Origin of the sequence: Methanofollis tationis (assembly GCF_013377755.1) — an archaeon.
GTDB classification, from domain to species: domain Archaea; phylum Halobacteriota; class Methanomicrobia; order Methanomicrobiales; family Methanofollaceae; genus Methanofollis; species Methanofollis tationis.
Window position 1 is genome coordinate 1,235,011 of sequence record NZ_JABXWR010000001.1, and the last position, 25,386, is coordinate 1,260,396.

25 protein-coding genes are annotated in these 25,386 nt (G+C 63.2%); 15 read left to right on the forward strand and 10 right to left on the reverse strand.

What is annotated here, in order from left to right; translation table 11 throughout:
• The first annotated feature begins 5 nt into the window (after positions 1 to 5).
• The 3 genes from HWN36_RS06435 to HWN36_RS06445 all read left to right on the forward strand — a co-directional run bounded on the left by HWN36_RS06435 (position 6) and on the right by HWN36_RS06445 (position 4,439).
• Positions 6 to 548: a KH domain-containing protein gene (locus HWN36_RS06435; protein ID WP_176788597.1), complete on the forward strand. Its 543-nt coding sequence runs from the start codon at positions 6 to 8 to the stop codon at positions 546 to 548.
• Positions 549 to 655: 107 nt separating this feature from the next.
• Complete coding sequence (locus HWN36_RS06440; RefSeq protein ID WP_176788598.1) at positions 656 to 2,836, forward strand: ATP-dependent DNA helicase; 2,181 nt, start codon at positions 656 to 658, stop codon at positions 2,834 to 2,836.
• Between the two features lie 115 nt (positions 2,837 to 2,951).
• Entirely contained in the window at positions 2,952 to 4,439 is a 1,488-nt protein-coding gene (locus HWN36_RS06445; RefSeq protein ID WP_176788599.1) for a flippase, read from the forward strand.
• 6 nt (positions 4,440 to 4,445) lie between these two features.
• Here HWN36_RS06445 and HWN36_RS06450 read toward each other — a convergent pair whose 3' ends face one another.
• From HWN36_RS06450 to HWN36_RS06470, 5 genes are all read right to left on the reverse strand, one after another.
• On the reverse strand, positions 4,446 to 5,423 hold the full coding sequence (locus tag HWN36_RS06450) for a GNAT family N-acetyltransferase (RefSeq protein WP_176788600.1): 978 nt from the start codon (positions 5,421 to 5,423) through the stop codon (positions 4,446 to 4,448).
• 2 nt (positions 5,424 to 5,425) lie between these two features.
• Complete coding sequence (locus tag HWN36_RS06455) at positions 5,426 to 6,568, reverse strand: DegT/DnrJ/EryC1/StrS family aminotransferase (RefSeq protein ID WP_176788601.1); 1,143 nt, start codon at positions 6,566 to 6,568, stop codon at positions 5,426 to 5,428.
• Between the two features lie 4 nt (positions 6,569 to 6,572).
• Positions 6,573 to 7,298, reverse strand: a complete 726-nt coding sequence (locus HWN36_RS06460; RefSeq protein WP_246269859.1) for a nucleotidyltransferase family protein — start codon at positions 7,296 to 7,298, stop codon at positions 6,573 to 6,575.
• Positions 7,288 to 8,277 carry an SDR family NAD(P)-dependent oxidoreductase gene (locus tag HWN36_RS06465; RefSeq protein WP_176788602.1) on the reverse strand — a complete coding sequence of 330 codons (990 nt, stop codon included), beginning with the start codon at positions 8,275 to 8,277 and terminating at the stop codon, positions 7,288 to 7,290. Before HWN36_RS06465 ends, HWN36_RS06460 begins: the two co-directional genes overlap by 11 nt.
• 243 nt (positions 8,278 to 8,520) lie before the next feature.
• Positions 8,521 to 9,633 (reverse strand): glycosyltransferase family 4 protein, encoded by a 1,113-nt coding sequence (locus HWN36_RS06470; protein WP_176788603.1) that lies wholly within the window; start codon positions 9,631 to 9,633, stop codon positions 8,521 to 8,523.
• Between the two features lie 128 nt (positions 9,634 to 9,761).
• Between HWN36_RS06470 and cgi121 the strand changes: the two genes are divergently transcribed.
• Entirely contained in the window at positions 9,762 to 10,271 is a 510-nt protein-coding gene (cgi121, locus tag HWN36_RS06475) for a KEOPS complex subunit Cgi121 (protein WP_176788604.1), read from the forward strand.
• Between the two features lie 5 nt (positions 10,272 to 10,276).
• On the opposite strand, the gene HWN36_RS06480 is transcribed toward cgi121, so the two are convergent.
• Positions 10,277 to 10,765, reverse strand: coding sequence for a MogA/MoaB family molybdenum cofactor biosynthesis protein (locus HWN36_RS06480; RefSeq protein WP_176788605.1), 489 nt, complete (start codon positions 10,763 to 10,765; stop codon positions 10,277 to 10,279).
• Between the two features lie 676 nt (positions 10,766 to 11,441).
• On the opposite strand from HWN36_RS06480, the gene HWN36_RS06485 reads away from it, so the two are divergent.
• From HWN36_RS06485 to HWN36_RS06500, 4 genes are all read left to right on the forward strand, one after another.
• Positions 11,442 to 12,725 (forward strand): ORC1-type DNA replication protein, encoded by a 1,284-nt coding sequence (locus HWN36_RS06485; RefSeq protein WP_176788606.1) that lies wholly within the window; start codon positions 11,442 to 11,444, stop codon positions 12,723 to 12,725.
• A 5-nt stretch (positions 12,726 to 12,730) separates the two neighbouring features.
• Positions 12,731 to 13,222, forward strand: a complete 492-nt coding sequence (locus tag HWN36_RS06490; protein ID WP_048103555.1) for an Lrp/AsnC family transcriptional regulator — start codon at positions 12,731 to 12,733, stop codon at positions 13,220 to 13,222.
• Between the two features lie 8 nt (positions 13,223 to 13,230).
• Positions 13,231 to 14,391: an aminotransferase class I/II-fold pyridoxal phosphate-dependent enzyme gene (locus tag HWN36_RS06495; RefSeq protein ID WP_176788607.1), complete on the forward strand. Its 1,161-nt coding sequence runs from the start codon at positions 13,231 to 13,233 to the stop codon at positions 14,389 to 14,391.
• A gap of 280 nt (positions 14,392 to 14,671) precedes the next feature.
• Positions 14,672 to 14,992 (forward strand): DUF4405 domain-containing protein, encoded by a 321-nt coding sequence (locus tag HWN36_RS06500; RefSeq protein WP_176788608.1) that lies wholly within the window; start codon positions 14,672 to 14,674, stop codon positions 14,990 to 14,992.
• Between the two features lie 28 nt (positions 14,993 to 15,020).
• Here the strand turns inward: HWN36_RS06500 and HWN36_RS06505 are convergent, their stop codons facing one another.
• Positions 15,021 to 16,148, reverse strand: a complete 1,128-nt coding sequence (locus HWN36_RS06505; RefSeq protein ID WP_176787304.1) for an IS256 family transposase — start codon at positions 16,146 to 16,148, stop codon at positions 15,021 to 15,023.
• 164 nt (positions 16,149 to 16,312) lie between these two features.
• Between HWN36_RS06505 and HWN36_RS06510 the strand changes: the two genes are divergently transcribed.
• Genes HWN36_RS06510 through pdxT form a run of 6 tightly spaced genes read left to right on the forward strand, consistent with a single transcriptional unit; the run spans position 16,313 to position 20,391 of the window.
• Positions 16,313 to 17,323, forward strand: coding sequence for an adenylosuccinate synthetase (locus HWN36_RS06510; protein WP_176788609.1), 1,011 nt, complete (start codon positions 16,313 to 16,315; stop codon positions 17,321 to 17,323).
• The gene (locus tag HWN36_RS06515) at positions 17,320 to 17,502 is read left to right on the forward strand and encodes a methytransferase partner Trm112 (RefSeq protein ID WP_176788610.1); all 183 of its coding nucleotides are present in this window, start codon (positions 17,320 to 17,322) and stop codon (positions 17,500 to 17,502) included. Before HWN36_RS06510 ends, HWN36_RS06515 begins: the two co-directional genes overlap by 4 nt.
• 4 nt (positions 17,503 to 17,506) lie before the next feature.
• Positions 17,507 to 18,013: a hypothetical protein gene (locus HWN36_RS06520; RefSeq protein ID WP_176788611.1), complete on the forward strand. Its 507-nt coding sequence runs from the start codon at positions 17,507 to 17,509 to the stop codon at positions 18,011 to 18,013.
• Complete coding sequence (gene cbiB / locus HWN36_RS06525) at positions 17,995 to 18,915, forward strand: adenosylcobinamide-phosphate synthase CbiB (RefSeq protein ID WP_176788612.1); 921 nt, start codon at positions 17,995 to 17,997, stop codon at positions 18,913 to 18,915. Before HWN36_RS06520 ends, cbiB begins: the two co-directional genes overlap by 19 nt.
• 20 nt (positions 18,916 to 18,935) lie before the next feature.
• The gene (gene pdxS / locus HWN36_RS06530) at positions 18,936 to 19,832 is read left to right on the forward strand and encodes a pyridoxal 5'-phosphate synthase lyase subunit PdxS (RefSeq protein ID WP_176788613.1); all 897 of its coding nucleotides are present in this window, start codon (positions 18,936 to 18,938) and stop codon (positions 19,830 to 19,832) included.
• Positions 19,822 to 20,391, forward strand: coding sequence for a pyridoxal 5'-phosphate synthase glutaminase subunit PdxT (pdxT, locus tag HWN36_RS06535; RefSeq protein ID WP_176788614.1), 570 nt, complete (start codon positions 19,822 to 19,824; stop codon positions 20,389 to 20,391). The genes pdxS and pdxT overlap by 11 nt, the downstream gene beginning before the upstream one ends.
• Before the next feature lie 20 nt (positions 20,392 to 20,411).
• Here the strand turns inward: pdxT and HWN36_RS06540 are convergent, their stop codons facing one another.
• Positions 20,412 to 20,591: a hypothetical protein gene (locus HWN36_RS06540; RefSeq protein ID WP_246269860.1), complete on the reverse strand. Its 180-nt coding sequence runs from the start codon at positions 20,589 to 20,591 to the stop codon at positions 20,412 to 20,414.
• Between the two features lie 101 nt (positions 20,592 to 20,692).
• Here HWN36_RS06540 and HWN36_RS06545 point away from each other — a divergent pair, with 101 nt between their 5' ends.
• On the forward strand, positions 20,693 to 22,150 hold the full coding sequence (locus HWN36_RS06545; protein ID WP_176788615.1) for a hybrid sensor histidine kinase/response regulator: 1,458 nt from the start codon (positions 20,693 to 20,695) through the stop codon (positions 22,148 to 22,150).
• Here the strand turns inward: HWN36_RS06545 and HWN36_RS06550 are convergent.
• Together HWN36_RS06550 and HWN36_RS06555 are read right to left on the reverse strand one after the other, a co-directional pair.
• Positions 22,147 to 23,091, reverse strand: a complete 945-nt coding sequence (locus HWN36_RS06550) for a magnesium transporter CorA family protein (protein WP_176788616.1) — start codon at positions 23,089 to 23,091, stop codon at positions 22,147 to 22,149. The two genes, HWN36_RS06545 and HWN36_RS06550, sit on opposite strands and share 4 nt — an antisense overlap.
• Before the next feature lie 103 nt (positions 23,092 to 23,194).
• A complete protein-coding gene (locus HWN36_RS06555; RefSeq protein WP_176788617.1) occupies positions 23,195 to 25,237 on the reverse strand; it encodes a sodium-translocating pyrophosphatase in 2,043 nt (680 codons plus the stop codon).
• Positions 25,238 to 25,386: the final 149 nt, after the last annotated feature.

Below are 25,386 nucleotides of genomic sequence, written 5' to 3' on the forward strand. Positions count from 1 at the left end.
GAGAGATGATACAGGAAATCAGGATCGGGACAAACAGAGTGGGCTCCCTCATCGGAAAAGGCGGGCTTACCAAGAGGAAACTCGAAGAGAAGACCGGCGCCGCCATCACCATCGACAGCGAGGAAGGGCTGGTGAAGGTCGAGGGCGAGGACCCGGTGGGAGCGCTGCGGGCGGCAGAGGTCGTCACCGCAATCGGCCGGGGGTTCTCGCCGGAACGGGCCTTCATCCTCCTTGAGGATGACGACCTGGTCCTGGACGTGATCGACCTCTCCGGGATCGAGCCCTCGCCGCAGCAGCAGGAGCGCCTCCGCGGGCGGATCATCGGCAAGGCCGGACGGGCGCGCGAGCAGATCGAGAACATGGCCGGGATCGAGCTCTCGGTGCAGGGCAAGACCGTGGCGATGATCGGGCTGCCTGATCAGCTCAAGAACGCCCGCACCGCCATCGACATGCTGATCAACGGCGTTCCTCACGAGGCAGTATTCTCCTTCCTGGAGAAGAAGCGGCGCGAAGAGAAGGAAAAAAATATCCTGGACTACTACTACTAGGGCGTGCGCCGCACCGTTTCCGGTGGAACAGGATATCCACTAAAAACTATATTTTGAGAGATTTATGGGTGCTAGCCGGATTTTCGAGTGGAAACAAAGGGGTTCATATGAAGGTAGCTGACCTTCCCCTCCCACAAACCCTTAAAACGCGCTATGCGGAGCGTGGGATCGAAAACCTCTACCCGCCCCAGGAGGCCTGCGTGGCGGCCGGGATCTTCGAGGGCAAAAACCTCCTCTGCGCCATCCCGACGGCGAGCGGCAAGACGATCGTCGCCGAGATGGTGATGCACCGCCATATCGCCGACGGCGGGAAGTGCCTGTACATCGTCCCGCTCAGGGCCCTTGCATCCGAGAAGTTCGAGGACTTCTCGGGAAAGGGGGCAAAGGTCGGGGTGGCGACCGGCGACCTCGACCGGCCCGACGCCTACCTGGGGAGAAACGATATCGTCGTCGCCACCTCGGAGAAAGTCGATTCGCTCCTGCGAAACGGCGCCCCCTGGCTCTCGGAGATCACGCTTCTCGTCGTGGACGAGTGCCACCTGATAGGCTCGCCCGACCGCGGGGCGACCCTGGAGATGGTGATCGCCAAACTCCTGATGAAAAACCCCGGCATGCAGGTGATCGCCCTCTCGGCGACGGTGGGCAACCCCGGCGCCCTTGCCGGGTGGCTGAACGCAGCACTCGTCACGAGCGAGTGGCGCCCGGTGGACCTGCGGGAGGGCGTCTATTTCGAGGGTGCGATCCATTTTGCCGAGCGGGAGGACCGCACCGTGGCCGGGAAGTCCCGCTACGACGACCTCAACCTGGTGCTGGACACCGTCGCCGAGGGCGGGCAGTGCCTGGTCTTCGTCTCCTCCCGGCGGAACGCCGAGGCGTTTGCGAAGCGGGCGGCCGGGGGGCTCAAACTCTCCGAGCCCGCCCTCGATACGGCGGCGGCGGCGATCGAGCACGAAGCCCAGACCGATCTCGGCCGCACCCTCGCCCTCTGCGTCAGGAACGGGGCGGCCTTCCACCACGCCGGCCTCTCCTCGGCAGAGCGCCATATCGTCGAGGAGGGGTTTAGAAAAGGGTCGATCCGGGTGATCTCCTCCACGCCGACCCTCGCCGCCGGCCTCAACCTCCCGGCGCGAAGGGTGGTGATCCGCGACTACCTCCGCTTCGGCGACGGCGGGATGGCCCCGATCCCGGTGGGGGAGTACAAGCAGATGGCCGGGCGGGCCGGCCGACCGCACCTCGACCCGTACGGCGAGGCGGTGCTCATCGCGAAGAGCGCCGATGGCGCAAACGACCTGTTTGAAAATTATATCGACGCCCCGCCCGAGGAGATCGCCTCGCAGTGCAATGCGGAGAACGCCCTGCGCTCCCACGTCCTCTCCCTCATCGCCACCGGGTTCTCCCGCTCCCGCCCGGATGTGCTCGCCTTCATGGACCGGACCTTCTACGCCTACGAGCACCAGGGGCGCCGGTCCACGATCCACGAGACGATCGAGCGGGTGATCGACTGGCTCTGCGATAAGGAGATGGTCACGGCCCTCGGCGACCGGCTTGAGGCGACCGAGTACGGGACCCTGGTCTCCAGGCTCTATATCGACCCGCGGAGCGCCGAGACGATCGTCGACGCCCTCGCAAAGGCCCCGGACTTCGCCGACCTCGGGCTGCTCGAGACCCTCGCCAGAACGCCGGACATGCTCACCCTCTACCTGCGCAAGGACGACTACGAGGTCGTCTACCGCTTCATCGACGAGCACATCGACGAACTCTGGACCGGGCTGCCCTATGGCGACGACGAGATGCAGGCCTTCTTCTGCAGCGTCAAGACGGCGATGCTCCTCCTGAACTGGTCGGAGGAGGTGACCGAGGCGATGATCTGCGAGCGCTTCAACGTCGGCCCCGGCGACATCCACAACAAGGTCGAGACGGCGGTCTGGCTGATCCACGCCGCCTCCCGCCTGGCCTCCCTCTTCAAACGGCCGTTCGCGCAACCGATCGCCGACCTGGAGATCAGGGTGAAGCACGGGATCAAAAAGGAGCTCCTCCCGCTCATCAAACTCCGCGGCATCGGCCGGGTCCGCGCTCGCCGCCTCTTCAACGCCGGCCTGACCACACCCGAAGAGATCAGGGCCGCCGGTATCGGGGCGCTCGTCCCCGTGCTCGGGGAGCGGACGGCCGCCTCGGTCCTCGCCCAGGTCCAGGGAAAGGGCGGCGGGAAGACCGCACCGGCGGAGAAGGACGAGGCCCCGCGGAGCCGCCAGGCGTTTCTCAGCGCCTTTTGCGGCGACGAGGAGTGAGAGGGGTCTTCAGGGAGCCCGCCGCCCCCTGCCAAAAAGCATAAATACACCTACCCGGAGCTGGTGTGCAGGAGGCCGGGAGAGGGATCCAGGCGGCACCTTTTTCTGACGAGGGATGGGAGGAGAGAGACCGAACCAGGAGGCGAAAAAATTTGTATTCGACGTCAGCTGGACGTTTTCCGGCCAGATCGCCGCCCTCGGTCTCGGTTTTCTCCTCACGGTGATCCTGGGCCGCTGGCTCGGCGTCGCCGAGTACGGGCTCTACGCCCTCGCCCTCATCCTCACCACGCTCGTCTCAATGGTCGCCTGCCTGGGCATCCCCGAGGCGATGGTCAGGTATGTCGCCGGTTCCGGCGGCGACCGGGAAGCTGTGAACGCATTTGTCACGGCCGGGCTGATCAACGGCGCCGCACTCGGGGTTTTGTTTGCGGTCGCCCTCTTCGTCTCCTCGGATCTCCTGGCCGCCCTCTTCTCGATGCCGGGTCTTGCCGGCGTGATCAGGATCATCTCCCTTTCGGTCCCGCTCTTCGTCGTCAACAACACCCTGCTCGGCGTCCTCAACGGCATGCGCGAGATGAAGGCTTACTCCCTCCGCTCTCTCCTCAGGTCCCTGCTCCTGGTCGGCATGAACGTCCTCTTCCTCAGTGCGGGATGGGGCGTGAACGGGGCCGCCCTCTCGGTGGTGGTCGCCGAGGCCGGGATCCTCCTCCTGATGGCCTCGGTCGCCGCCGGGCGCCTGGAGGTGAGCACCCGGGACTACGGTGCGGTCAGCAGGCGCCTGCTGGCGTTCGGGGCCCAGGTCTTCCTGGCCAGCATCCTCTACTCGGTGATGACCTACACCGACACCCTGATGGTGGGCTATTATCTCGACGACGCCGACGTCGGCGTCTATGCGATGGCAATCGCCCTGTCGCGGTCGATCCTCCTCGCTCTCCCGATGGCCGTCTCGGCCGTCACCTTCCCGGCGATCGCCGAATACAAAAGCCTGGGGCGGACCGATGCGATCGAGACCCTGATGAACAGGACCGTCAAATACACCCTGATGATCCTCTCGGTCGCCGGGGTCCTGATGATCTGCCTTGCCGGCGAGGTCATACCGGTGCTGATCGGCCCCGCATTTCTCCCGGCCGTCCCGCCCCTCACGGTCCTCGCCCTCGGGATGATCGCCTTCGGGCCGATGGCGGCGATCGGGGCCGCCGTCACGGCGATGGACCGCCCGGACATCTCGTCAAAGATCAACCTGGCGGTCACCGGGACGAACATCGCCGCAAACGCCGCCCTGATCCCGGTCTTCGGCGTCATGGGAGCGGCGATCGGGACGGCGGGCTCCTTCGTCCTTCTCGGCGGGATGCTCATCGTCATCCTCCGGCGGGTCTTCGGGGTGGGGATCGACCTTGCGCCCTACCGCCAGGTCCTCCCGGCCGTGCTCGTCCTGCTGGGCGCCTTCTTCCTGCTCAGGGCCCTGGTCCACCCGGTGCCGCTGACCGCCCTCCTCGTCGGGCTCTATTGCTGCTTCCTCTACACCGCCGTCCTGACCGGAGAGGAGCGGGGCACGCTCAGGAGGGTGGGGGCGCTCGTCGCAGCCCGGGTGCCCGGGCACTAAAAACGGTTAGAGAAACGGGGATAGGGGATAGCCCCTGAGATGCCACCAGAGATCCCCGATACCGGAGAGGACGCAGTAATCCTCTGTCGGTATCTCCCGCGCCCCGAAACGCTCCTTGAAGTTCCGTACGCCGGCGAGCGGACCGCTCGCCCCGAAGTTGATGCAGGAGAAACCCCGCTCGCAGGCGTCCTCGATCAGGTCGAAAAACATCAGGTGGGTGGGGTAGAGATGCCGGGAGGCCATGGGCACGGCAAGACCCCAGCAAAAGACCGTATCGCCGTACTCGAAGGTGATCAGCCCGCCGACGGGCGTGCCCTCCCGCTCCGCGATCCGCAGGCGGACGTGCGGTGCACCGCACCGGCAGAGGTGCTCAAAAAGCGTCCAGGGGTACTCGGGGACCCGGTAGCCCCACTCCTTCGACCGCTGCTCGTAGAGCGAGTAATAGGAGCGATATCCCTCGATCCCGTCGGGGTGCTCGACGACGACCGAACGCCTCTCGCCGGTCCTGACCTGGCGCCTGATCTCCCGGTGGACGCCGGCGTGGAGGTCCTCGCATGGGCGGTCGAGAGAAAGCAGATGCGCCGAGGTCCAGGCGTTCCTGCACCGCCGGATCATGCGATCGCCGTTCACCGGGATCGTCGCCCCCGGCGGGAGGTGCAGGGTGAAGCCGACCGAGCGCCCGCCGACCATGCTCCGGAAGATCCGGGAGAGGGCCCCGGGCGAGAGGTTTTCGGCCCCGAATACCCCGCCATAGCCGTGCGGCATCGAGGCGTACGCCCGGAAGGGGGCCGTCCTCTTCTCGACCATCGGGATGAGCACCTCGATGCCGTCCACCTCGTAGAGCCGCGTGGCGATCCGGTGGCCGAAGGTCCCCTGCAGGATCTCGGCCCATTCGGGGGTGTGGAAGAAATAGGTGTGCTCCGAGGAGCCGACAATCGAGGTCCATCTCTTCTTCGAGATCTGATCGTCCCATGCGACCTGCATGCCTACCGCCGTCCCACCGCCGCCGCCAGGGCGTCCATCACGTACTCTGCCGTGGGATCGTCCATGCCCGGGTACAGGGGGAGCGTGATCTCGCGGTCCCCGACATCCTCGGTCACCGGGAGCATGCCTCTCTTTCCGCCGAACCGCTGCCGGTAATAGGAGAAGAGGTGGACGGGCCGGTAATGAACGCTCGTCTGGACGCCCGCCTCCTGCATCGCCGCCGCTACTCCCTCCCGCGGTATTTCCGGGGGGAGGAGGACCGGGAAGAGGTGGCAGGCAGACCGGCCCGGCGCCCCTTCAAACGGGGACGAAAGCCCGGGCATCTCCTGCAGGCGCCGGCGGTAGCGCTCCACGATCTTCTCCCTGCGAGCGTTCGCCCGGTCCAGGTTCGCAAGCCCGGCAAGCCCGAGGGCCGATGCGACCTCGCCGATCCGGTAGTTGTAGCCGAGGTCCACGACATCGTACGCCCGGGCATGGCCGCGGTGGCGGTCCCAGGTGAGGGTGGTCATCCCGTGGGAGCGCATCGCCCTGATCCGCTCTGCATACGCCTCGTTGTCGGTCACGATCATCCCGCCTTCCCCGGTGGGGAGGTTCTTGTTCGCAAAAAAACTGAAGCAGCCGATATCCCCGATGGTGCCGCACCGCCTGCCGGCATATGACGCTCCGACGGCGTGGGCGGCGTCCTCGATCACCGGGATGCCGCGCTCCGCCGCGATCTCCAGGACCGGCGCCATATCGCAGGGGTATCCGCCGTAATGCACCACGGTGATCGCCCGCGTCGCACCGGAGAGGGCCGGGACGATGGTGTCGGCAGAGAGGTTGAAATCGTCGGTCCCGGCGATATCGGCAAAGACCGGGGTCGCCCCGCAGTAGACGGCGGCGTTTGCGGTGGCGACGAAGGTGAGCGAGGGGGCGACCACCTCGTCGCCCGGACCGACCCCGGCGGCCAGGTGGGCCAGGTGCAGGGCGGCGGTCCCGCTGGATACGGCAAACGCATACGTCACCCCGAGGTAGTCGGCAAACGCCCGCTCGAACGCCTCGGTCACCGGCCCCATGGAGAGCCAGCCCGAGGCAAGGACGGCGGTTGCGGCCCTGATCTCCTCCGCGGAAAGTGAGACGTCTGAGAGCGGAACCGTCCACCCCATGCGATCAGATCCCAAGACGCGGAGCGATCACGTCGAAATCCGCCTTCGCCTGCTCATAATCGTCCACCCGGCCGATATCGAGCCAGTAGCCGTCATAGACGTAGCCGACCACCTCCTCTCCCTCTGCGATCAGGCTCTTTATCAGGTCGGGAAAATCGAGGTAGGCCTCAGGCTCGATATAGTCCAGCACACGGGGCTCGAAGGCGTAGACCCCCATGCTCACCAGGTGCGAGAGCGTCGGTTTTTCAGTGTACTCAGTGATCCGGTGCTGCCCATTTATCCCGACCACCCCGAAGTCGATCGGGATCTCCCGCCGGTGGAGGGCGATGGTGGCGATCCCGCCGTGGCTCCGGTGATACTCCAGGAAGGCGGCATAATCGAGGGTCGTGAGCACGTCGCCGTTCATCATCAGGAACGTCTCGAGCAGCCGCTCCTTCAGCTGCCCCAGACACCCGGCCGTCCCGAGAGGTTTCTCCTCCCGCGAATAGGTGACGGGACAGCCAAAGCGCGACCCGTCGCCGCAATAGGTCATGACCAGCTCGGCAAGATAGCCGACGGCGATCACCGCCTCGTCAATGCCGGTGGTGTGGAGCTGCCGCAGGATGATCTCCAGGATCGGCCTCTCCCTGATGGGCATCAGGGGTTTTGGGAAGACCGTCGTATAGGGCTTGAGCCTGGTGCCGCTCCCGCCCGCAAGGATCACCGCCTTCACCATCGCATCACCTGACATAGACACCCGGCCGATACATCTCGATGTTCCCGGCGATCCATGCGATCGTCGCCTTCAGGCCGTCGTCGAGCGAGGTCTGCGGGGCCCAGCCGAGCAGGTCGCGGGCGCGGGTGTTGTCGCACCACAGCCGCGCCACCTCGCTCTTTTCCGGGCGCCGGCGGACGGGCTCGGTGACGATCGCCGCATCGCTCCCGCAGAGGGAGAGGATCCGTTCCGCCAGATCCCGGACAGAGATCTCGAAGTTCGAGCCGACGTTGATCGTCTCGCCCACCACGCCGGGAGCGGCGAGGGCGAGGGCGAAGGCGCGGACCAGGTCACCCACATAGGTGAAGTCCCGCGTCGAGCCGAGGGCGCCCAGGCGCACCTCCTTCCCGGTCAGGGCCTGGGTGACGATCGTCGGGATCACCGCCCGCGCCGACTGCCGCGGTCCGTAGGTGTTGAACGGGCGTATGGTTACGACCGGGAGGTCGAAAGAGCAGAAAAAACTCTCGGCGATCTTGTCCGCCCCGATCTTGCTCGCCGAGTACGGCGACTGCCCCTGGAGGGGATGGCGCTCGTCGATCGGGACCGAGCGGGCGGTGCCGTAGACCTCGCTCGTCGAGGTGTGGACGACCCGCCCGACGCCGTTCTCCCTGGCCGCAGAGAGGACGTTTAACGTGCCGAGGATATTGGTCTCGATCGTCTCCCTGGGGCTGAGATAGGAATAGGGCACCGAGATGATCGAGCCGAGGTGGACGATGGCGTCCACATCCCTGGTGGCCCGCCTGATGGCGTCCCCGTCCTTCAGGTCGCCGGGGATCACCTCGACCGATCGCATCGTCTCCGCAGGGAGGAGTTCGAGCATCCCCCGGTCAGATCGCGAGGTGTATTTCACCAGCGCCTTTACGGTGGCGTTCTGTTCGACGAGATATTCGGTGAGATGGCTGCCGATAAAACCGCCGGCTCCGGTGAGAAAAATTGTGCTGCTGCCCACGTCCATATGACCCCCCTTCTGATTGTAGTTTTCACGATTACCAGGCGCATTCGGGCGCTGTATCAGGCAGATAACGCCGTTACGTGAGAAATCCCATCTCTCCCCCTCAGGTCTGTCTGGAAATCTCCGGGATAATGAGTATCAAACGCTCTTTTCATCATTTATAGACGAATGAAAGGCAAATTCATCTGACAGTGGCAGAGATATCAACAATAATATAAAAATATATCTTTCGCAGCCCGGGGATGATCAGCGACCGTTCAGGGAGGTGTAGATCCCGGCGACAAGATCGGAGCGATCGGCCCACCCGAACCGTTCCAGGGAAGTCTCCCGTGCATGCCTCCCCAGGGCCTCTGCAAGCGCCGGATCAGAGAGCACCCGCCTGATCCCCGCCGCGATCGCCTCGGCACGCGGTTCGACGAGCAGACCGTCCTCGCCGTCGGCGATCGCCTCGGGTATGCCCCCGGTGCGCGACGCAACGATCGGTTTTGCCATCGCCATCGCCTCGAGCAGGGCGATCGGAAGGCCGTCGGCCAGGGTGATATGGCAGTAGAGATCGGCGCGGGCGAGCGGGACAAAGGGGTCGTCGACGTCCCCGGTGAAGACCACGGCGTCCGCGACCCCGATCGCCCGGGCATATCTCTCGAGATCTGGCCTGAACCTCCCGTCCCTGGTCAGAACGAGTTTTATGCCGGGATATTCCCCTCTCAGGAGAGCGACGGCGGCGATCACCTCCTCGGTCCCTTTCGCCTTGAACCGGTTGACGGTGACCCCCTGGGAGAGGAGGACGATATCGCCGTCGGCGATCCCGAACCGCTCCTGGAACTCCAGGATCTTCCCGGGGAGGACAGGCCGCGCCTCCACGCCCGGGTAGGTGATCGCCGTCGGCTGCGCAATCGGGATCGCATAGACGGCGGCGATCTTCGTCTGGAGATCCTGGCTCACGAAGGTCACGCACGCACACCGGCCAATCCCCCAGCAGTACAGGTGCCTCCCGAAAAGGCGGAGGAGACGGTCCTGTATCTGGGTGGGGCGTTTCACCTCGGTGAGAAAGGTGTAGACCACCGCCCCTCTGCCCAGGACCGAGCGGTAGAGGGCCGCCCCCAGGAGAAGCCCGATGCTGTCGTGGACATGGATCACGTCAGGGGAGAGGCGGTGGAGGTGCAGGGCGGTCCCGACGATCTCCCCCAGGGCGCCGGGCCTGACCCTCCCTGCGGGATCGCCCTCCCCCTCCACGAAGAGGACGTCCACCGAGTTGTCAGGATGGCGGTTCCGCAGCATCGTCACCAGCCCCATGACATAGGCATTGATCCCCCCGCCCCGCGGCTCGTTCCAGTACATCGAGAGGACGGAGATCTTCATCGTGGCCATCTCGCAGCATCCGGTATATAAATGATGCGGTGCCTGGAGAAGGGGCCGCCCCGGATCCCGGTACGGAGGTGCCGGAAAAATCCCCTTATACCCTTCAGGCACACATAGAGGAGAGATCAATGGAGCACGAGTGTGAGATCAGGCAGGGGATCGTCGATATCCCCTCGCTCCCCGCCTTTTTAGAGAGCGTCAGGGAGATCGCCGGGGCGACCGGGACGCATATCATCTTCTTCGACGCCGAAAAAATCGCCGGAAAGGGGCATGCCAGGAAGGCGGTCGGCCATGCGGTCCGTTCCTGGCGCGAGGGCCGGGCGATCGCAAACAGCCTCGAGATGGAGGCCCTGCTCTATGCGGCTGGGACCAGGCAGTGCCGGGTGGCGATGGACCTCGGCCTCCACGAGGGGGAGAACCGCTGTTATGTCTGCATCTGCCCCCCCGCACCCGCGGCCGCGGAGGCCCTTGAGAGGACCGTCCACTGGGACGAAGGGGACTGGGAGGAGATCGACGGGGCAAAAAAAATGCGGCTGATGGAGCGCTATGCGATCACCGCGGAGGAACTCGCCGCCGCAGGCGGGCGGATCAGGCCCCTGGTCTTTGAGCGGATCGCCCTCCTCGAAGTGAACCGTTAAAGTGCTTATCCCCGCGCGTGCGAGATGATGTGCCGCAGCTCGGGCAGGATGATCTGTTCGGTGGCGAGTTTTACCGCCCCGGTCGATCCCGGGATGCAGAAGATCGCTTTTCCACCGGCAATCCCCGCGGCCGCGCGCGAGAGCAGGGCCGAGGTCCCGATCTCCCCGTACGAGAGCATCCTGAAGAGCTCGCCAAACCCCTCCATCTTCTTTTCGAAGAAGGGCTCGATCGCCTCGATGGTGCAGTCGTCAGGGGTGAGACCGGTCCCTCCGTTGAAGATCACCGCATCCGCCTCGGGCAGAGTCCGCGCGAGAATCGAGCGGATCGCCCCGATATCATCCTTCACGATCGCCGAAACGCTCACCTGGTACCCGGCCCCGGCGAGCAGGTCGCGGATTGCCCGCCCGCTCGTATCGGTCTCCTCGGTACGCGTGGTGGAGACGGTGATCACCGCCGTCCTGATCGGGATCTCCTTGAGATGCTCCTGTTTCATGATATCTCCTTCTTCCTGTGTTGATCCTCCCGTATGATACCTCTTGCGCCGCGGGGGTGGTGGGAGGGCGCGATCCCCGACCCCTTTGTTTCGACTGGAACGGGTGGAGAGGAGGAGGGGGATTGGAGGTGGGGATCATAGGGGGATCTCCCGGTGATCCTGATCCGGGGATCGCGATCCGCCCTGATCGTTCTGACCTGGATCGTTCTGACCTGGATCGTTCTGACCTGGATCGTTCTGACCTGGATCACTCTGATCCAGATCGCTCTGATCCAGATCGCTCTGATCCAGATCGCTCTGATCCCTGATCCGCGCTCTCCCCTGATCCGGGGATCGCGATCGATCGCGATCTGGCCTTATTGCTCTGATCGGGATCCGCGATCGATCGCGATCTCTGTCCTGAGATCAGAGAAGATTTATAGTATCAGTGGATAAACCTACAACAAGCTGTTTTCACTGTGGTAAAGAAAAACAGGTCACCTGTTTTCCACATGCTCCAGTCGAAATAAAGGGGTCCCGGATCGCGGCACCGATCTCGAAGAATTTCCCGTTTTTTTGCGCCCTTCTGATCACCTTTATAAGCAGGTTCCAATGGAAACAAAGGGGTTATATCTCCACACCCCACATGATCTCTATTCCTGCCCACCCGACCCCCTCAACACCCGCGGCTGATACCATGTCTGAGAATGAAACTCCGTCCTTTGGCCTCTTCCAGAAGTTCCTTTCGAACAACCGGATCTTCAAAAACCGGGAGGTTCTCCGCCACTCGTACCGTCCCCAGATCCTCCCTCACCGTCGTCCCCAGATCGATGCGATCGCATCGATCCTCGCCCCGGCGCTGAAGAACGAGACCCCCTCGAACATCCTGATCTACGGGAAGACCGGGACCGGCAAGACCGCGAGCGTCAGGTATGTCGGGGCAGAACTCGAGAAGGTGGCCGCGAGCATGTCCACCGGGTGCAAGGTCGTCCACCTCAACTGCGAGGTGATCGATACCCAGTACCGGGTGCTCGCCCAGATCGCCAAAGGGCTCGAGGACCTCGACGCGACCCCGAGCGACAAGGCGCGTGCGCACATACCGATGACCGGGTGGCCGACCGATCAGGTCTACACCGAACTGAAAAACCAGCTCGAAGCAGCTGGAGGGGTGCTGGTCATCGTCCTCGACGAGATCGACAAACTGGTGAAGAAGAGCGGGGACGAGACCCTGTACAACCTCACCAGGATCAACTCAGACCTCAGGTCGTCGAAGGTCTCGATGATCGGGATCTCCAATGACCTGCGGTTCACCGATTTCCTCGACCCCCGCGTCCTCTCCTCCCTTTCAGAGGAGGAGATCGTCTTCCCGCCGTACAACGCCCCGCAACTCTGCGACATCCTCACCCAGCGCGCCCAGATGGCCTTCATGGCGGGCGGGCTCGACGAGGGCGTCATCCCGCTCTGCGCCGCCTTCGCCGCGCAGGAGCATGGCGACGCCAGGCGTGCTCTCGACCTCCTGCGGGTCTCGGGCGAACTTGCCGATAGGGAGAACGGCGAGCGCGTCGGGGAGAAGCACGTCCGCATGGCCCTCGAAAAGATCGAGACCGACTCGATGATCGAGTGCATCTCCACCCTGCCCACCCAGAGCAAGGTCGTACTCTACTCGATGCTCCTGCTCGAAGAGATGGACAAGAAGATCTTCACCTCAGGCGAGGTGACCCGGGTCTACCGGGACGTCAGCCGGATCGTTGACATCGATCCCCTCACCCACCGCCGGATCACCGACCTCATCTCCGAACTGAACATGCTCGGGGTGATCAACACCCGGGTCGTCTCCAAAGGGCGGTACGGAAGGACAAAAGAGATGTGGTTTGACACCAACACCAAAAAGATACAGGAAGTACTCGCGAAGGATCCCAGACTCTCTGAGGACCGCCTTGCCCAGGTCGACCTCAACCGCCTGAGGGCCTCGTTCCGGTGATAACAATGGACGAAAAAGATCTCTTAATCCTCCATCTCCTGGAGGAAAACAGCCAGGTGCCTCCCGGCGAACTGGCGACGATGGTAGAGCTCACGGTCGAAGACGTAGAACGGCGGATCCGCGCGATGGAAGAGGCCAGGATCATCAGGAAGTACGCCGCCGTCGTCGACTGGGAGCGCGCCGGCAGGGACGAGGTGAGCTCGATCATCGCCCTCAAGGTCTCGCCCGAGCGGGACTTCGGCTACGACAAGATCGCCGAGCGGATCGCGCGCTTCAGGGAGGTCAGGGCCCTTCGCCTGGTCTCGGGCCGGTACGATTTCATCCTCCTGGTCAAGGGGAAGAACATGCAGGAGATCGCCCGTTTCGTCTCCGAGCATATCGCCCCGATGGACCGGATCAGGGAGACGACGACCCAGTTCGTGATGAAGACCTACAAGGAGAACGGCACCCCGTACGACGAGCGCGAGGCGGGGGAGCGTCTGCCGTACTCCTTCTGAGGTGAACGATGCGGGACTTCGTATCAGAGCGGGCGCGGGTGATCCCCCCTTCGGGGATCAGAAAATTTTTCGATCTCTGCATGGGTATGCAGGACGTCGTCTCCCTGGGCGTCGGCGAACCTGACTTCGTGACCCCCTGGAATGTCTGCGAGGCAGGCATCTACTCGATCGAGCAGGGCGTCACCTCGTACACCTCGAACCGGGGATACCCGCCCCTGCTGGCGGCGCTCGCCCTCGACCTGGAGCAGAAGTACAGCCTCTCCTACTCTCCGGGAGAGGAGATCATCGTCACGACCGGCGTCTCCGAAGCGGCCGACATCGCCATCAGGGCCGTCACCGATCCGGGCGACGAGGTGATCGTCCTGGACCCGGCCTATGTCAGCTACGCTCCCTGCGTCACACTGGCCGGCGGCGTGCCGGTGCCCCTGCCCTGCCTGGAGAAGGACCGCTTCAGGGTGACACCCGACGCCCTGATGGAGCGCGTCACACAAAAGACCAAATCCCTGGTGCTCAATTTCCCGAACAACCCGACCGGCGGGGTGATGGGGAGGGACGACTACCGCGCCATCGCCGACATCATCGTCGACCACGACCTCCTCCTGATCTCTGACGAGGTCTACTCCGAGCTCACCTACGACGGCACCCACTGCTCGCCGGCCTCGATGGACGACCTGCGCGACCGGACGATCACGCTCAACGGTTTCTCCAAGGCCTATGCGATGACCGGGTGGCGGATCGGCTACCTCTGCGCCCCCAGGCCGATCTGCGACGCCGCCCTGAAGATCCACCAGTACGTGATGCTCTGCGCCCCGGTGATGGGGCAGATCGCCGCCCATGCGGCGCTCAGGCAGGCCGAAGAGAACAAAAACGAGATGGTGCGGGAGTACCGCCTCCGCCGGAACCTCTTCGTGGAGGGTCTCAACCGGATCGGTCTCGCCTGCCACCTGCCGCAGGGCGCCTTCTACGCCTTCCCATCGATCGAGACGACCGGCCTTTCGGACGAGGAGTTTGCCGAGCGCCTCCTCAAGGAGCAGAAGGTCGCCGTTGTTCCCGGCAGCGCCTTCGGCGCCTCGGGGAAGGGGCATATCCGCTGCTCCTATGCGACGAGCCGCCAGAACCTCTCCCTGGCCGTCGAGCGGATGGGGGCGTTCATCGCCGGTCTGCCGTGATCCCCTCTTTCTCATTTTCCCGGAAACAATTTTTTTGATCCCGGCAGGGCCGGATGTGCCTGTTGTCTGACAATCGGCAGCCAGATAACCCCTTTATTTCCACTGGAACTCTGGAGATATTCGCGGGATCGGATCGCGCGCGAATCCTCCCCTGTGGAGGGAGGATTTGCCGTAGGTTTCATTACCCTTTCATTTCATCTGGAACACTTCCACCGGCGGACCGTTTGCATTTCTGGATAAGGGCGAATGGTATAATATCGCGGTGCGCCCTCTCCTCCCCATGCAGAAGAGACAGGTGAATGCGATCGTCGACCTTGCGATGCTCGTCACATTCGTTATCGTCGCCCTATCGTCCCTGGTTCTATTTTTCGTCCTCCCCTCGGGGGGCCCCGGATGGCGCGGCGGCACCGGCAGCGCCGCCCTGAATGTTTTTCTCGGCGTCGCCCGGTCAGACTGGGTGGACTTCCACGAGATCACCGGCATGGCCTTCCTCGCCCTGATGGCCGTCCACACCCTGCTCCATATCCCGTATTTCAGGAATATCGGACGCTGCCTTTTCCCGGGAAAAAGTGATAGAGGTAGTGTTTCAGATCTTCTGTAATTCGTCTGAGCCCTGTCTCCTTGTTTGATCATTCCCCCTCCATCGTCAAATATCTTCTGCCGGTCACCCACTCCTCATTGATGTCCATCAGGATGGATCCTGCCAGCCTGAGGAGTGACTCTTCATTGGGAAAGGCCCCTACAACTTTGGTTCTCCGTTTCAGTTCCTTGTTGACTCTTTCCATCATGTTCGTCGTTCGGATCCGCTTTGCGTGCTCTTTCGGGAACGCCGTGTAACTCATAAGTCCCGGGATGAATCTCTCGATCGTATTGGCCGCTTTCCGATATCCTCGTTCGTTCAGATCATCTGCAAGCTGCTGAAGTCTTTCCTCGTCCCCATATGCCTCCTTCAAGGACTCAGCAACTTCTTTCTGATGTTTCCGTGGAATATTCTTTAAAACCGCCCGGGTGCAATGGACCGAGCACATCTGCCACGATGCGCCGAGGAAGGCGGCTTCCGCCGCCTTCTGGATCCCGGCATGACCATCTGAGACAACCATCTTGACACCCACCAATCCTCGTTCTTTGAGGTCTTCGAACAATCCCGACCAGAACATCTCATTTTCACAATCAGTGATTCTGGCTCCCAGGATTTCCCGGTAGCCATCCATTCGAACACCGGCGATCACCAGAAGAGCTTTGGTGATGTACCGTGGTCCCTCTCTGACTTTGTAGTACGAAGCATCCACAAAGAGATAGGGAATCTCCTGTTCAATCGGCCTCTGAAGGAATGCATGGACCTGTTCATCGAGGTCCTTTGCTATCCTGGATACTGAAGCAGGAGAGAGTTGTTCGATGCCAAAATGAGCAACAATCTCCTGGATCCGGCGGGTTGAGACTCCCTGAAGGTAGGATTCAAAGATAGCATTCTCAAGAGCCTTCTCAACCCGGGAATAGCGTCCAAATACCTGTGTTTCGAAGGGAAATTCTCGGAACTGCGGTTTCTGGAGGATCGTTTCTCCATATCGGGTTTTCAGAGATCGCTTCTTGTAGCCGTTTCGGTGAGCCTTCCGCGCATCGGTTCGTTCATACTGCTCGGCTCCCGCCTGGTGGAGGGCTTCGAGCAGCATCACCTGGTTGAGGAACCAGGTGATGAGGGTCTTCATGCCATTCTCATTATCGGAAAGATAATCTTCGATTAACGCTAAGGGATCCATGGCCCTGTTTCTCCTTTGTCCAAATCTAGGTTGGATTCAGGGCCAAATTATTTTTACAGAAGATTCGTTACACTGTCGTGATAGATGCGAGAATGAGTGAGGGGAGCAAACCCCGATGATATACTTTTATCATCAAGTATCACCCCAAATTACATGATATAGCAATGGCGTGTACGATTATTGTCGGCGGATTTTTCGGGGATGAGGGAAAAGGCAAGATTGTGGCCCATATTGCCCACCAGGACCACACATCGATCATCTCCCGGGGCGGCGTGGGCCCGAACGCCGGACACACGGTGATGGTCGGCGACAAAAACTATGGCGTGCGGATGATCCCGTCCGGGTTCGTCTACCCGGATGCGCGACTCTGCATCGGCAGCGGCGTCCTGGTGGACCCGCGGGTCTTCCTCCGCGAGGTCGAACTCCTGGACGTCGGCGGCAGGATCTTTGTGGACGGGCGCTGCGGCGTGATCGAGGAGGAGCATATCGCCCGTGACAAGGCGAGCGACCACCTCTCGAAGAAGATCGGGTCCACCGGGACCGGGTGCGGCCCGGCGAACTCAGACCGCGTCCTCCGCACCTCCAGGCAGGCAAAGGACGTCCCTGAACTCGCCCCCTACATCATCGACGTCGCCGCCGAAGTGAACGCGGCGATCGACCGCGGCGAGAACGTCCTCCTCGAGGGGACGCAGGGTTTCGGGATCTCTCTGTATTACGGGACCTATCCCTTCGTGACGAGCAAGGACACCTCGGCCTCGCAGATCGCCGCGGACAACGGCGTGGGCCCGACCAGGATCGACGACGTCGTCGTCGTCTTCAAGGCATACCCGACCAGGGTCGGCGAGGGACCGTTCCAGACCGAGATGAATGCCGAGGCCTCCGACGCCCTCGGGTTCAAGGAGTTCGGCACCGTCACCCACCGCCAGCGGCGGATCGGCGGCTGGGACGGCAAGATGGCCCGGTACTCGGCGATGATCAACGGCTGCACGATCGCGGCGATCACCGGGATCGACCACGTGGACCCGGCCTGTTTCGGCGCCACCTCGTACGACGGCCTGACCGAGAAGGCGATCGCCTTCCTCGAACAGGCCGAGAAGGACATCGGCGCCCCGATCGGTCTGATCTCCACGGGCCCCGAGCTCACCCAGATCATCGACCTGAGGGATGAACTGTGAGGCGTTCGCTCCTCGACATCCTCTGCTGTCCGGTCTGCAAGGGCGACCTCGACCTGCGCGTCGACGAGGAGACCGGCGACGATATCGTCGAGGGCTCGCTCTGGTGCGCCGCCTGCGGCGTCGCATACCCCATCAAGGAGGGCATACCAAACCTCCTCCCCCAGACCGACAAGGACTAATACTATGGATGTTCCCTGTGAGATCCGGTTCAATACACGCTCAATAAATTCGATCGACCTGCCCGAATCGGTCGAGGTCCATGCCGGGGACACCCTGGTCCTCAAACTGAAAAACGAGGGCTCGCCCCTCCATCTCACCCTTTCCACCGCCGACGCCGCGCGGTTCACCGATTTTTTCCATGAAAATCTCTATCTTGAGCGTCTGGCAGACGTGCCGGTTGTCATCAGGGACGACGTCTTTCCGGGAATGTTTGCGATCACGGTGATCACCGGCTACGGCACGAACCGTTCGGGCCTGAAGGTCGCCGTCAGGGAGCGCCCGGCCCCGGTGGAAGAACCGCCGCAGCCGCTCCCCCCGCCCCCGCAGCTCCCGGTGGTGCCCTTCGCCATCGTCATCGTCGCCGCCCTCCTCTTTATCATCTACGTCGGCACCGGGGTCCTCCTCTTCGAGGCCGCAGCATTCGTCGTACTGATCCTCGGGGTGATTGCCGCATGGTTTTTGCGGCGCTGACCCTCGCCCTGGCGCTCGTCGTTGACCGGCTCTTCGGCGACCCGCGCACGCCCCTCCACCCGGTCGCCCTCTTCGGCAGGTTCGTGGGCTGGTGGGGCAGGCCGGGCCGCTATCCGGTGCGCCTCCAGCGGGCGGCGGGCGTCGTTCTCTGGGCGGTCTCCGCCTGTCTCTTCGCCGCACCCTTCTATCTCGTCGAGCACTATGCCCCGCCCCTCCTGCTCCTGGTGCTCGCCCCCTTCCTCCTGAAGGCGGTCTTCGCCTGGCGCTCCCTGGAGGAGCACGCCGCTTCGGTCGAGGCGGCGCTCACCGGCGGGGGCCTGGACGCCGGGCGGACGGCCGCCGGCATGCTCGTCTCGCGCGACACCTCGGCCCTCTCCGCGGACGAGATCAGGTCGGCCGCCTACGAGTCGGTCGCCGAGAACCTCTCCGACTCGATCGTCGCCCCGCTCTTCTGGTTCGCCGTCTTCGCCCCCTTCGGCCTCGGGCTGACGGCCGCAGCCCTCTATCGCTCGTTCAACTGCATGGACGCCATGCTCGGCTACACCGACGAGCGGATCAGGCTCGGCTGGTGCGCCGCACGGGCCGACGACCTGGCAAACCTCGTCCCCGCCAGGCTCACCGCCCTTATCGGCCTCCTCTACTTCGGGGTAAAGGGCCGGTTCGCCCCGGCGTGGCAGGCGCTCCACCTCGACCGGAAGAAAAGGCCGGGCTACAACGGCGGCTGGCCGATGGCGGTGGTCGCCGGGGGTGTCGGGGTGCGCTTCTGCAAACGGGGTATCTATGCGATCGGACCCGGCGAGCGGAGCCTTGCAGAGGGTGGAAACGATATAATCGCGTCCGTTCGTGGAATAACGCTGATATTTGCGGTATCTGCCATCATCGCACTATTTTTATTGGCATGACCGCCCAATAGGTAGGAATAATGAAACTTGAGGAACTGAGGTACGGCACCGAGCTCCTGAAGCGGGGCTTCGCGTCCATGCAGAAGGGCGGCGTCATCATGGACGTGGTGAACGCCGAACAGGCGCGGATCGCCGAGGATGCGGGCGCCGTCGCGGTGATGGCCCTCGAGCGCGTACCGGCCGACATCAGGAAGGCCGGGGGCGTGGCGCGCATGGCCGACCCGGAAAAGGTCATCGAGATCATCGACGCCGTCTCCATCCCGGTGATGGGCAAGGTGCGGATCGGCCATTATGTCGAGGCCCAGGTCCTTGAGTCGATCGGCGTCGACATGATCGACGAGAGCGAGGTGCTCACCCCGGCAGACGAGCAATACCATATCGAGAAGACCCGGTTCACCGTCCCGTTCGTCTGCGGCGCACGGAACCTCGGCGAGGCGATGCGCCGGATCGGCGAGGGCGCGGCGATGATCAGGACGAAGGGCGAGGCCGGCACCGGCAACGTCGTCGAGGCGGTCAGGCACATGCACGCGATCGGCGGCGAGATCCGCGAGCTCCAGGGCATGGACGAGCAGGAACTCCGGGCCCGCGCCCGCCAGATCGAGGCGCCGTACGAGGTCCTCGCCGAGACGGCGAAACGGGGCCGCCTCCCGGTCGTCAACTTCTCGGCCGGCGGGATCGCCACCCCCTGCGACGCCGCCCTGATGATGCAGATGGGCGCGGACGGCGTCTTCGTCGGCTCCGGGATCTTCAAGTCCACAAACCCGGAGAAGATGGCGAAGGCGATCGTCGAGGCCGTCCACCACTACACCGACGCGAAGGTGATCGCCGCGGTGAGCCGCGGCATCGGCGACCCGATGAAGGGCCTGGACGTCCACGAACTCAAAGACGAGGAGAGGCTCCAGGAACGTGGCTGGTAAGAAGGTCGGCGTCCTTGCCGTGCAGGGGGACGTATCCGAGCACGTGAGGGCGTTTCTGGATGCCCTCGGGGGCGAGGGCGAGGTGGTGGAGGTCAGGTCCGCCGCCGACCTCGCCGGCTGCGACGCCTTCGCGATCCCGGGCGGGGAATCGACGACGATCGCCCGCCTGATCGGTGAAAACGGACTCCGGGAGGCGATCCGCTCCTTTACGGGCGGGATCTTCGCCACCTGCGCCGGGATGGTGATCGTCGCCGCGACGATCAACGACACCCGGTTTTTGCCTCTCGGCATCGTCGATATCACGGTTGAGAGAAACGCCTTCGGGCGGCAGAAGGACTCTTTCGAGGCCGACCTCGCCGTTCTCGGGCTTGAAGCCCCCTTCCACGCGGTCTTCATCAGGGCGCCGGTTGCGGCGGCCGCGGGCCCGGGCGTCGAGGTGCTCGCCAGGATACCGCAGGGGATCGTTGCGGTGCGGCAGGGGAAGCATATGGCGCTCTCCTTCCACCCCGAACTCTCCGGCGACCTCAGGCTTCACCGGCTGTTTCTTGCCGGGCTGTAAGGCCGGGCGCATCTTTTTTTTCAGAGCAGTCCGACGATCCCGTCCATGATGATCTTCACGGCGATCGCCGCGAGGAGCATCCCGGGCACCGTGCCCATGATGTCGGTGAGCGAGACGAAGATCGGCACCGAGAGCAGGGGGTCGAGAATGACGAAGAGCGTGGTGAAAGCGTAGAGAAGGGGGGCGAGCAGGTCCTGCATACAGCGCTGTGGGCCCGGCATGGAGATCTATTTTGAGGGGCGCCCTCCCTGAACGGGCCCTGCCGCCAGTTATTTATTCGTGGCCGCGCTCTCTCGGTGTGATGAGGGCGCGTGCAGGGGGGACGGCCAGGGTGCTGATCGTCGATGACGATCCGGTCGTCCTGGAGCGGGCAGGGGGATATCTCGAGGTGACCGGCGGGTATGACTGCATCAGGGCGTCATCCGCGGAAGAGGCCCTCTCCCTCGTCGGCAGGATCGGGTGCGCCGCCATCGTCTCCGACGAGCAGATGCCGGGCATGAACGGCATCGCCTTTCTCCGGGCCCTGCGGGCGCGGGGCGTCACCGTTCCTTTCATCCTCTACACCGGAAAAAGCCGGGATTCGGTCTTCGAGGAGGCCATAGATGCCGGAGCGTCGTTCTATGTGAGAAAAGGCGAGTGTACCCCTGCCGAGTGCGCCGAGCTCCTCCATGCGGTCAGGTGCGCCATCGCCCTGGCAGGGTTAAGCGAGAGCCCTCCTGGCCCGCTCTCTGTGAGCGAGGAGTGGCTCGCCCTGGCCGTTGACGGGGCGGGGCTGGCGGTCTGGAACTATGACCTGGCCACCGGGACGATCACCTACAACCGCCGCTGGGGCGAGATCATCGGCTCTGCAGGCGCTGTCTCGGAGAACGATCTCGCCGCCTGGCAGGCCCGCCTCCACCCCGACGACCTGGGGCGCGTGATGGATGCGATCGTCGATGGGATCAGGAGGGAAAACGCTTTTTCCGTGGAGTACCGTTTCCGCTGCGACGACGGTGCGTGGAAGTGGATCCTCTCGATGGGCCGGGCCCACCGGGACGATCCCTCAGGCCAGGTCAGCCGCGTTACCGGCATCTCGCAGGACGTCACCGCCAGGCGCCGGGCCGAGGAGGCGCTGCGGGAGGCGAACCGGAAACTCAACCTTCTCGGTTCGATCACGCGCCATGACGTTCTCAACCAGGTGACGGCGATTGCAGGCTACACCTGGCTGATGCTGGATACCGGGTCGCTCTCGCCCTTCCAGCGCGACACCCTTCGAAAGATACAGGACCTCGTCGGGATGATCAGCCGCGAAGTGGAGTTCACCAGGCTCTACGCCGACCTCGGCGTGATGGAGCCGCGCTGGCAGCATGTGGGGAAAGTCGCCGCTCGCGCCGCCGAGGGGCTTGATTTCCGGGGGATTACCTTCTCGGTCGCCACCGGGGGCCTGGAGGTCTTCGCCGACCCCCTCTTTGAGAAGGTGCTCTTCAACTGCTTTGAAAACGCCCTCCGCCACGGCGGCGGGGTGAGCCGGATCGAGGTCTCGTTTGTCGAAAGGGAAACCTGCGGCGAGATCGTCGTCGCCGACGACGGTGTCGGCGTCCCGTTCGCGCAGAAAAAAAACATCTTTGCGCGGGGTATCGGGCAGCATACCGGGTTCGGGCTCTTCCTTGCAAAAGAGGTGCTCGACCTCACCGGGATAGGGATCCGCGAGCAGGGCATACCTGGCGAAGGGGCGCGGTTTGTGCTCTCCGTGCCGAAGGGGGCGTATCGCAACCCTTAGATCATGTTCTTTTTCATCAGCACCAGCACCAGCACGGCCGAGATCACCATCGAGGTCCCGACGATGATCGCAAAAGCGATCGGGCTCTCGCTGAGCGGGATGCCGACGTTCATCCCGAAGAAACTCGCGATCATCGTCGGCACGGCCAGCACGATCGTCACCGAGGCGAGGAACTTCATCACGATGTTCAGGTTGTTCGAGATCACCGAGGCGAAGGCGTCCATCGTGCTGGAGAGGATGTTCGAGTAGATGTTCGCCATCTCGATCGCCTGTTTGTTCTCGATGATGACGTCTTCCAGGAGCTCCTCGTCCTCCGGGAACATCCTGACCGGTTTGAACCTGAGGATCTTCTCGAGCACCACCTCGTTGCTCTTCAGAGAGGTCGAGAAATAGACCAGGGACTTCTCCAGGTTCAACAGGAGGATCAACTCCTCGTTGCGCAGGGATATATGGAGCGCTTTCTCGATCTCGGTCGAGCGCTTGTCGATCTGCCTGAGAAAGTTCAGGTAATAAAAGGCGCTCCGGTAGAGGATCTGGAAGAGGAACCGCGTCTTTTTAAAGGTGTAAAAGGTCTTCACTTTTCCGGCGATGAAGTCCTGCAGGATCGGGCTTTCCTGGAGGCAGATGGTGAGGATATACTCGTCGTTGATCGCAATACCGAGCGGGATCGTCGAGTAGGTCCCCGCGGGTTCTCCGGCGATCCGCATCGGGATGTCGATCAGGATGAAGGTCCGCCCCTCTTCGGTCTCCATGCGGGGCCGCTCCTCCTCGTCGAGCGCCGCCCGCAGGTCTTCGGTCGGGATCCCCATGATCCCGGCGGCACGGGCGATCTCGGTTTCGTCAGGTGCGGTGCAGATGATCAATGCTCCCGGCTCGACGGTGTCGAGCTCCTCGATAAATGTCTCCCCTCCGTTCTGTCGGGTCTTGAAAATCTGAAGCATGGAAGTATCCCCTGCAGGAAAGCGTTTCCTGCGCATAGGGTTCTGTTCTGATCAGAGATGAAGGTGTTTGCGCCTGACGGCGGTCGCAGAAAAAAAGAAAAAATTAGAGGAACAGGGGGGCGAAGACGACCGCCACGATGGACATCAGCTTCAGGAGGATGTTGATGGCCGGTCCTGAGGTGTCCTTGAACGGGTCGCCGACGGTGTCGCCGGTGACGCCGGCCTTGTGGGCGTCCGAGCCCTTGCCGCCGTAGTGGCCCTGTTCGATGTACTTCTTTGCGTTGTCCCAGGCGCCGCCGGCGTTCGCCATCGTGATGGCGAGCATGAAGCCGGATACCAGGGAGCCTGCAAGAAGGCCGCCGAGCGCCTCCTTACCGAGGACGAGCCCGACGAGGATCGGGGCGACGATCGCAAGGAGACCGGGTGCGACCATCTCTTTGAGCGCCGAGTGGGTGGAGATGGCGATGCAGGACTCGTAGTCCGGCTCGGCCTTGCCTTCCATGAGGCCCTTGATCTCCTTGAACTGGCGGCGGACTTCGACGACGATCTCGTACGCCGCCCTGCCGACTGCCATCATCGTCATGGACGAGAAGAGGAAGGGGAGCATTGCGCCGATCAGAAGGCCGATGAAGACCGGGGTGTGGAGGATGTCCATGACGATGGTCTCTCCGCCCTTGCTGATGGCGAAGGCATATGCGGAGAAGAGGGCGAGAGCGGTGAGCGCCGCGGAGCCGATGGCGAAACCCTTGCCGATGGCGGCGGTGGTGTTGCCGACGGCGTCGAGGGTGTCGGTGATCTCGCGGACATGGGGGTCCTGGTGGGACATCTCGGCGATACCGCCGGCGTTGTCGGCGACCGGGCCGTAGGCGTCGACCGCGAGGGAGATGCCCAGGGTTGCGAGCATGCCGACGGCCGCAACGGCGATGCCGTAGAGGCCGGAGAAGGTGAATGCGATCCAGATGGCGATGGAGATGACGATGACCGGGAAGACCGTGGACTCCATGCCCTTTGCAAACCCGGTGATGATGTTGGTGGCGGCGCCGGTCTGGCAGGACTTCGCGATCTCAAGGGTCGGTTTGCGTTCGAAAGAGGTGTAGTACTCGGTGATCTGGCCGATCAGGAAACCGGCGACGAGACCGGAGATGGTGGCGACGAAGACGCCGAACCCGTACTCGCCGAGCATGGCGTTCGTCACGAAGTAGGTGGCGACGACCACCAGGGCGAGGGCGACGAGCAGGCCCTTGTTGAAGGCCATGTGGATGGCGCTGGACTCAGCCTTGTCGGTCCTGACGAAGAAGGAGCCGATGATCGAGGCGACGATGCCGAGGGCGGCGATGACGACCGGGAAGAGAATGACGTTCATCAGGGAGACGTTCGGGAAGAAGACCGCCGCGGTCGATGCGCCCAGGAGCATGGTGGCGATGATCGAGCCGACGTAGCTCTCGTAGAGGTCTGCACCCATACCGGCAATGTCGCCGACGTTGTCGCCGACGTTGTCCGCGATGACCGCGGGGTTTCTCGGGTCGTCCTCGGGGATGCCGGCCTCGACCTTGCCGACGAGGTCAGCGCCGACGTCGGCGGCCTTGGTGAAGATGCCGCCGCCCACACGGGCGAAGAGGGCGATCGAGGAGGCGCCGAGAGAGAACCCGGCGAGGATGTTCACAATCGTGTACTCGTCCATGCCCGGAAGGAAGTTTGAGAGTCCGATGAAGGCGATGGAGAGCCCGAAGAGCCCGAGGCCGACGACGGACATGCCCATGACCGAGCCGCTGGCGAAAGAGACCCTGAAGGCCTCGGCGATGCCGCGGCGTGCGGCGTTGGTGGTCCGGCCGTTTGCGCTCGTGGCGGTGAACATGCCGATGTATCCTGCGGTGGCCGAGAGCACGGCGCCGAGCACGAAACATGCTGCGGTCAGAACGCCGTTCGGTAGAATGGCCGCGATGACGATGGCCAGGACCACGACGAACAGGGCGATGGCACGGTACTGCCTGTTCAGGTAGACCATGGCGCCGTGGTGGATCGCCGCGGTGATCTTTTTCATCACCTCAGTGCCCTCTCCCTCTTTTCGAACTGCAAGGAATGAGTACCCTGCAAAAAGAAGGCCTAAGAGAGCACATATAGGTGCCAGATAGACGATTGCATCCATGTTTTTTCTTTCCCCCGGGTTCTGGTTGACAGCACCGGATCCCGGCTTTTTGATTCTCTATCTATGTGCCCCTTCAATAATAAAAATAGAGCGATTCGAATGATCTGATCGTTTTCTTCCGCATCGCCGCAGGATGCCGGAAGTTTCCG

Excerpts from the sequence above, each read along its gene's own strand:
- HWN36_RS06435 (WP_176788597.1), top strand. The coding sequence starts at position 6 with ATGATACAGGAAATCAGGATCGGGACAAACAGAGTGGGCTCCCTCATC.
- HWN36_RS06440 (WP_176788598.1), top strand. The coding sequence starts at position 656 with ATGAAGGTAGCTGACCTTCCCCTCCCACAAACCCTTAAAACGCGCTAT.
- HWN36_RS06445 (WP_176788599.1), top strand. The coding sequence starts at position 2,952 with ATGGGAGGAGAGAGACCGAACCAGGAGGCGAAAAAATTTGTATTCGAC.
- HWN36_RS06450 (WP_176788600.1), bottom strand. The coding sequence starts at position 5,423 with ATGCAGGTCGCATGGGACGATCAGATCTCGAAGAAGAGATGGACCTCG.
- HWN36_RS06455 (WP_176788601.1), bottom strand. The coding sequence starts at position 6,568 with ATGGGGTGGACGGTTCCGCTCTCAGACGTCTCACTTTCCGCGGAGGAG.
- HWN36_RS06460 (WP_246269859.1), bottom strand. The coding sequence starts at position 7,298 with ATGTCAGGTGATGCGATGGTGAAGGCGGTGATCCTTGCGGGCGGGAGC.
- HWN36_RS06465 (WP_176788602.1), bottom strand. The coding sequence starts at position 8,277 with ATGGACGTGGGCAGCAGCACAATTTTTCTCACCGGAGCCGGCGGTTTT.
- HWN36_RS06470 (WP_176788603.1), bottom strand. The coding sequence starts at position 9,633 with ATGAAGATCTCCGTCCTCTCGATGTACTGGAACGAGCCGCGGGGCGGG.
- cgi121 (WP_176788604.1), top strand. The coding sequence starts at position 9,762 with ATGGAGCACGAGTGTGAGATCAGGCAGGGGATCGTCGATATCCCCTCG.
- HWN36_RS06480 (WP_176788605.1), bottom strand. The coding sequence starts at position 10,765 with ATGAAACAGGAGCATCTCAAGGAGATCCCGATCAGGACGGCGGTGATC.
- HWN36_RS06485 (WP_176788606.1), top strand. The coding sequence starts at position 11,442 with ATGTCTGAGAATGAAACTCCGTCCTTTGGCCTCTTCCAGAAGTTCCTT.
- HWN36_RS06490 (WP_048103555.1), top strand. The coding sequence starts at position 12,731 with ATGGACGAAAAAGATCTCTTAATCCTCCATCTCCTGGAGGAAAACAGC.
- HWN36_RS06495 (WP_176788607.1), top strand. The coding sequence starts at position 13,231 with ATGCGGGACTTCGTATCAGAGCGGGCGCGGGTGATCCCCCCTTCGGGG.
- HWN36_RS06500 (WP_176788608.1), top strand. The coding sequence starts at position 14,672 with ATGCAGAAGAGACAGGTGAATGCGATCGTCGACCTTGCGATGCTCGTC.
- HWN36_RS06505 (WP_176787304.1), bottom strand. The coding sequence starts at position 16,148 with ATGGATCCCTTAGCGTTAATCGAAGATTATCTTTCCGATAATGAGAAT.
- HWN36_RS06510 (WP_176788609.1), top strand. The coding sequence starts at position 16,313 with ATGGCGTGTACGATTATTGTCGGCGGATTTTTCGGGGATGAGGGAAAA.
- HWN36_RS06520 (WP_176788611.1), top strand. The coding sequence starts at position 17,507 with ATGGATGTTCCCTGTGAGATCCGGTTCAATACACGCTCAATAAATTCG.
- cbiB (WP_176788612.1), top strand. The coding sequence starts at position 17,995 with ATGGTTTTTGCGGCGCTGACCCTCGCCCTGGCGCTCGTCGTTGACCGG.
- pdxS (WP_176788613.1), top strand. The coding sequence starts at position 18,936 with ATGAAACTTGAGGAACTGAGGTACGGCACCGAGCTCCTGAAGCGGGGC.
- HWN36_RS06540 (WP_246269860.1), bottom strand. The coding sequence starts at position 20,591 with ATGCAGGACCTGCTCGCCCCCCTTCTCTACGCTTTCACCACGCTCTTC.
- HWN36_RS06545 (WP_176788615.1), top strand. The coding sequence starts at position 20,693 with ATGAGGGCGCGTGCAGGGGGGACGGCCAGGGTGCTGATCGTCGATGAC.
- HWN36_RS06550 (WP_176788616.1), bottom strand. The coding sequence starts at position 23,091 with ATGCTTCAGATTTTCAAGACCCGACAGAACGGAGGGGAGACATTTATC.
- HWN36_RS06555 (WP_176788617.1), bottom strand. The coding sequence starts at position 25,237 with ATGGATGCAATCGTCTATCTGGCACCTATATGTGCTCTCTTAGGCCTT.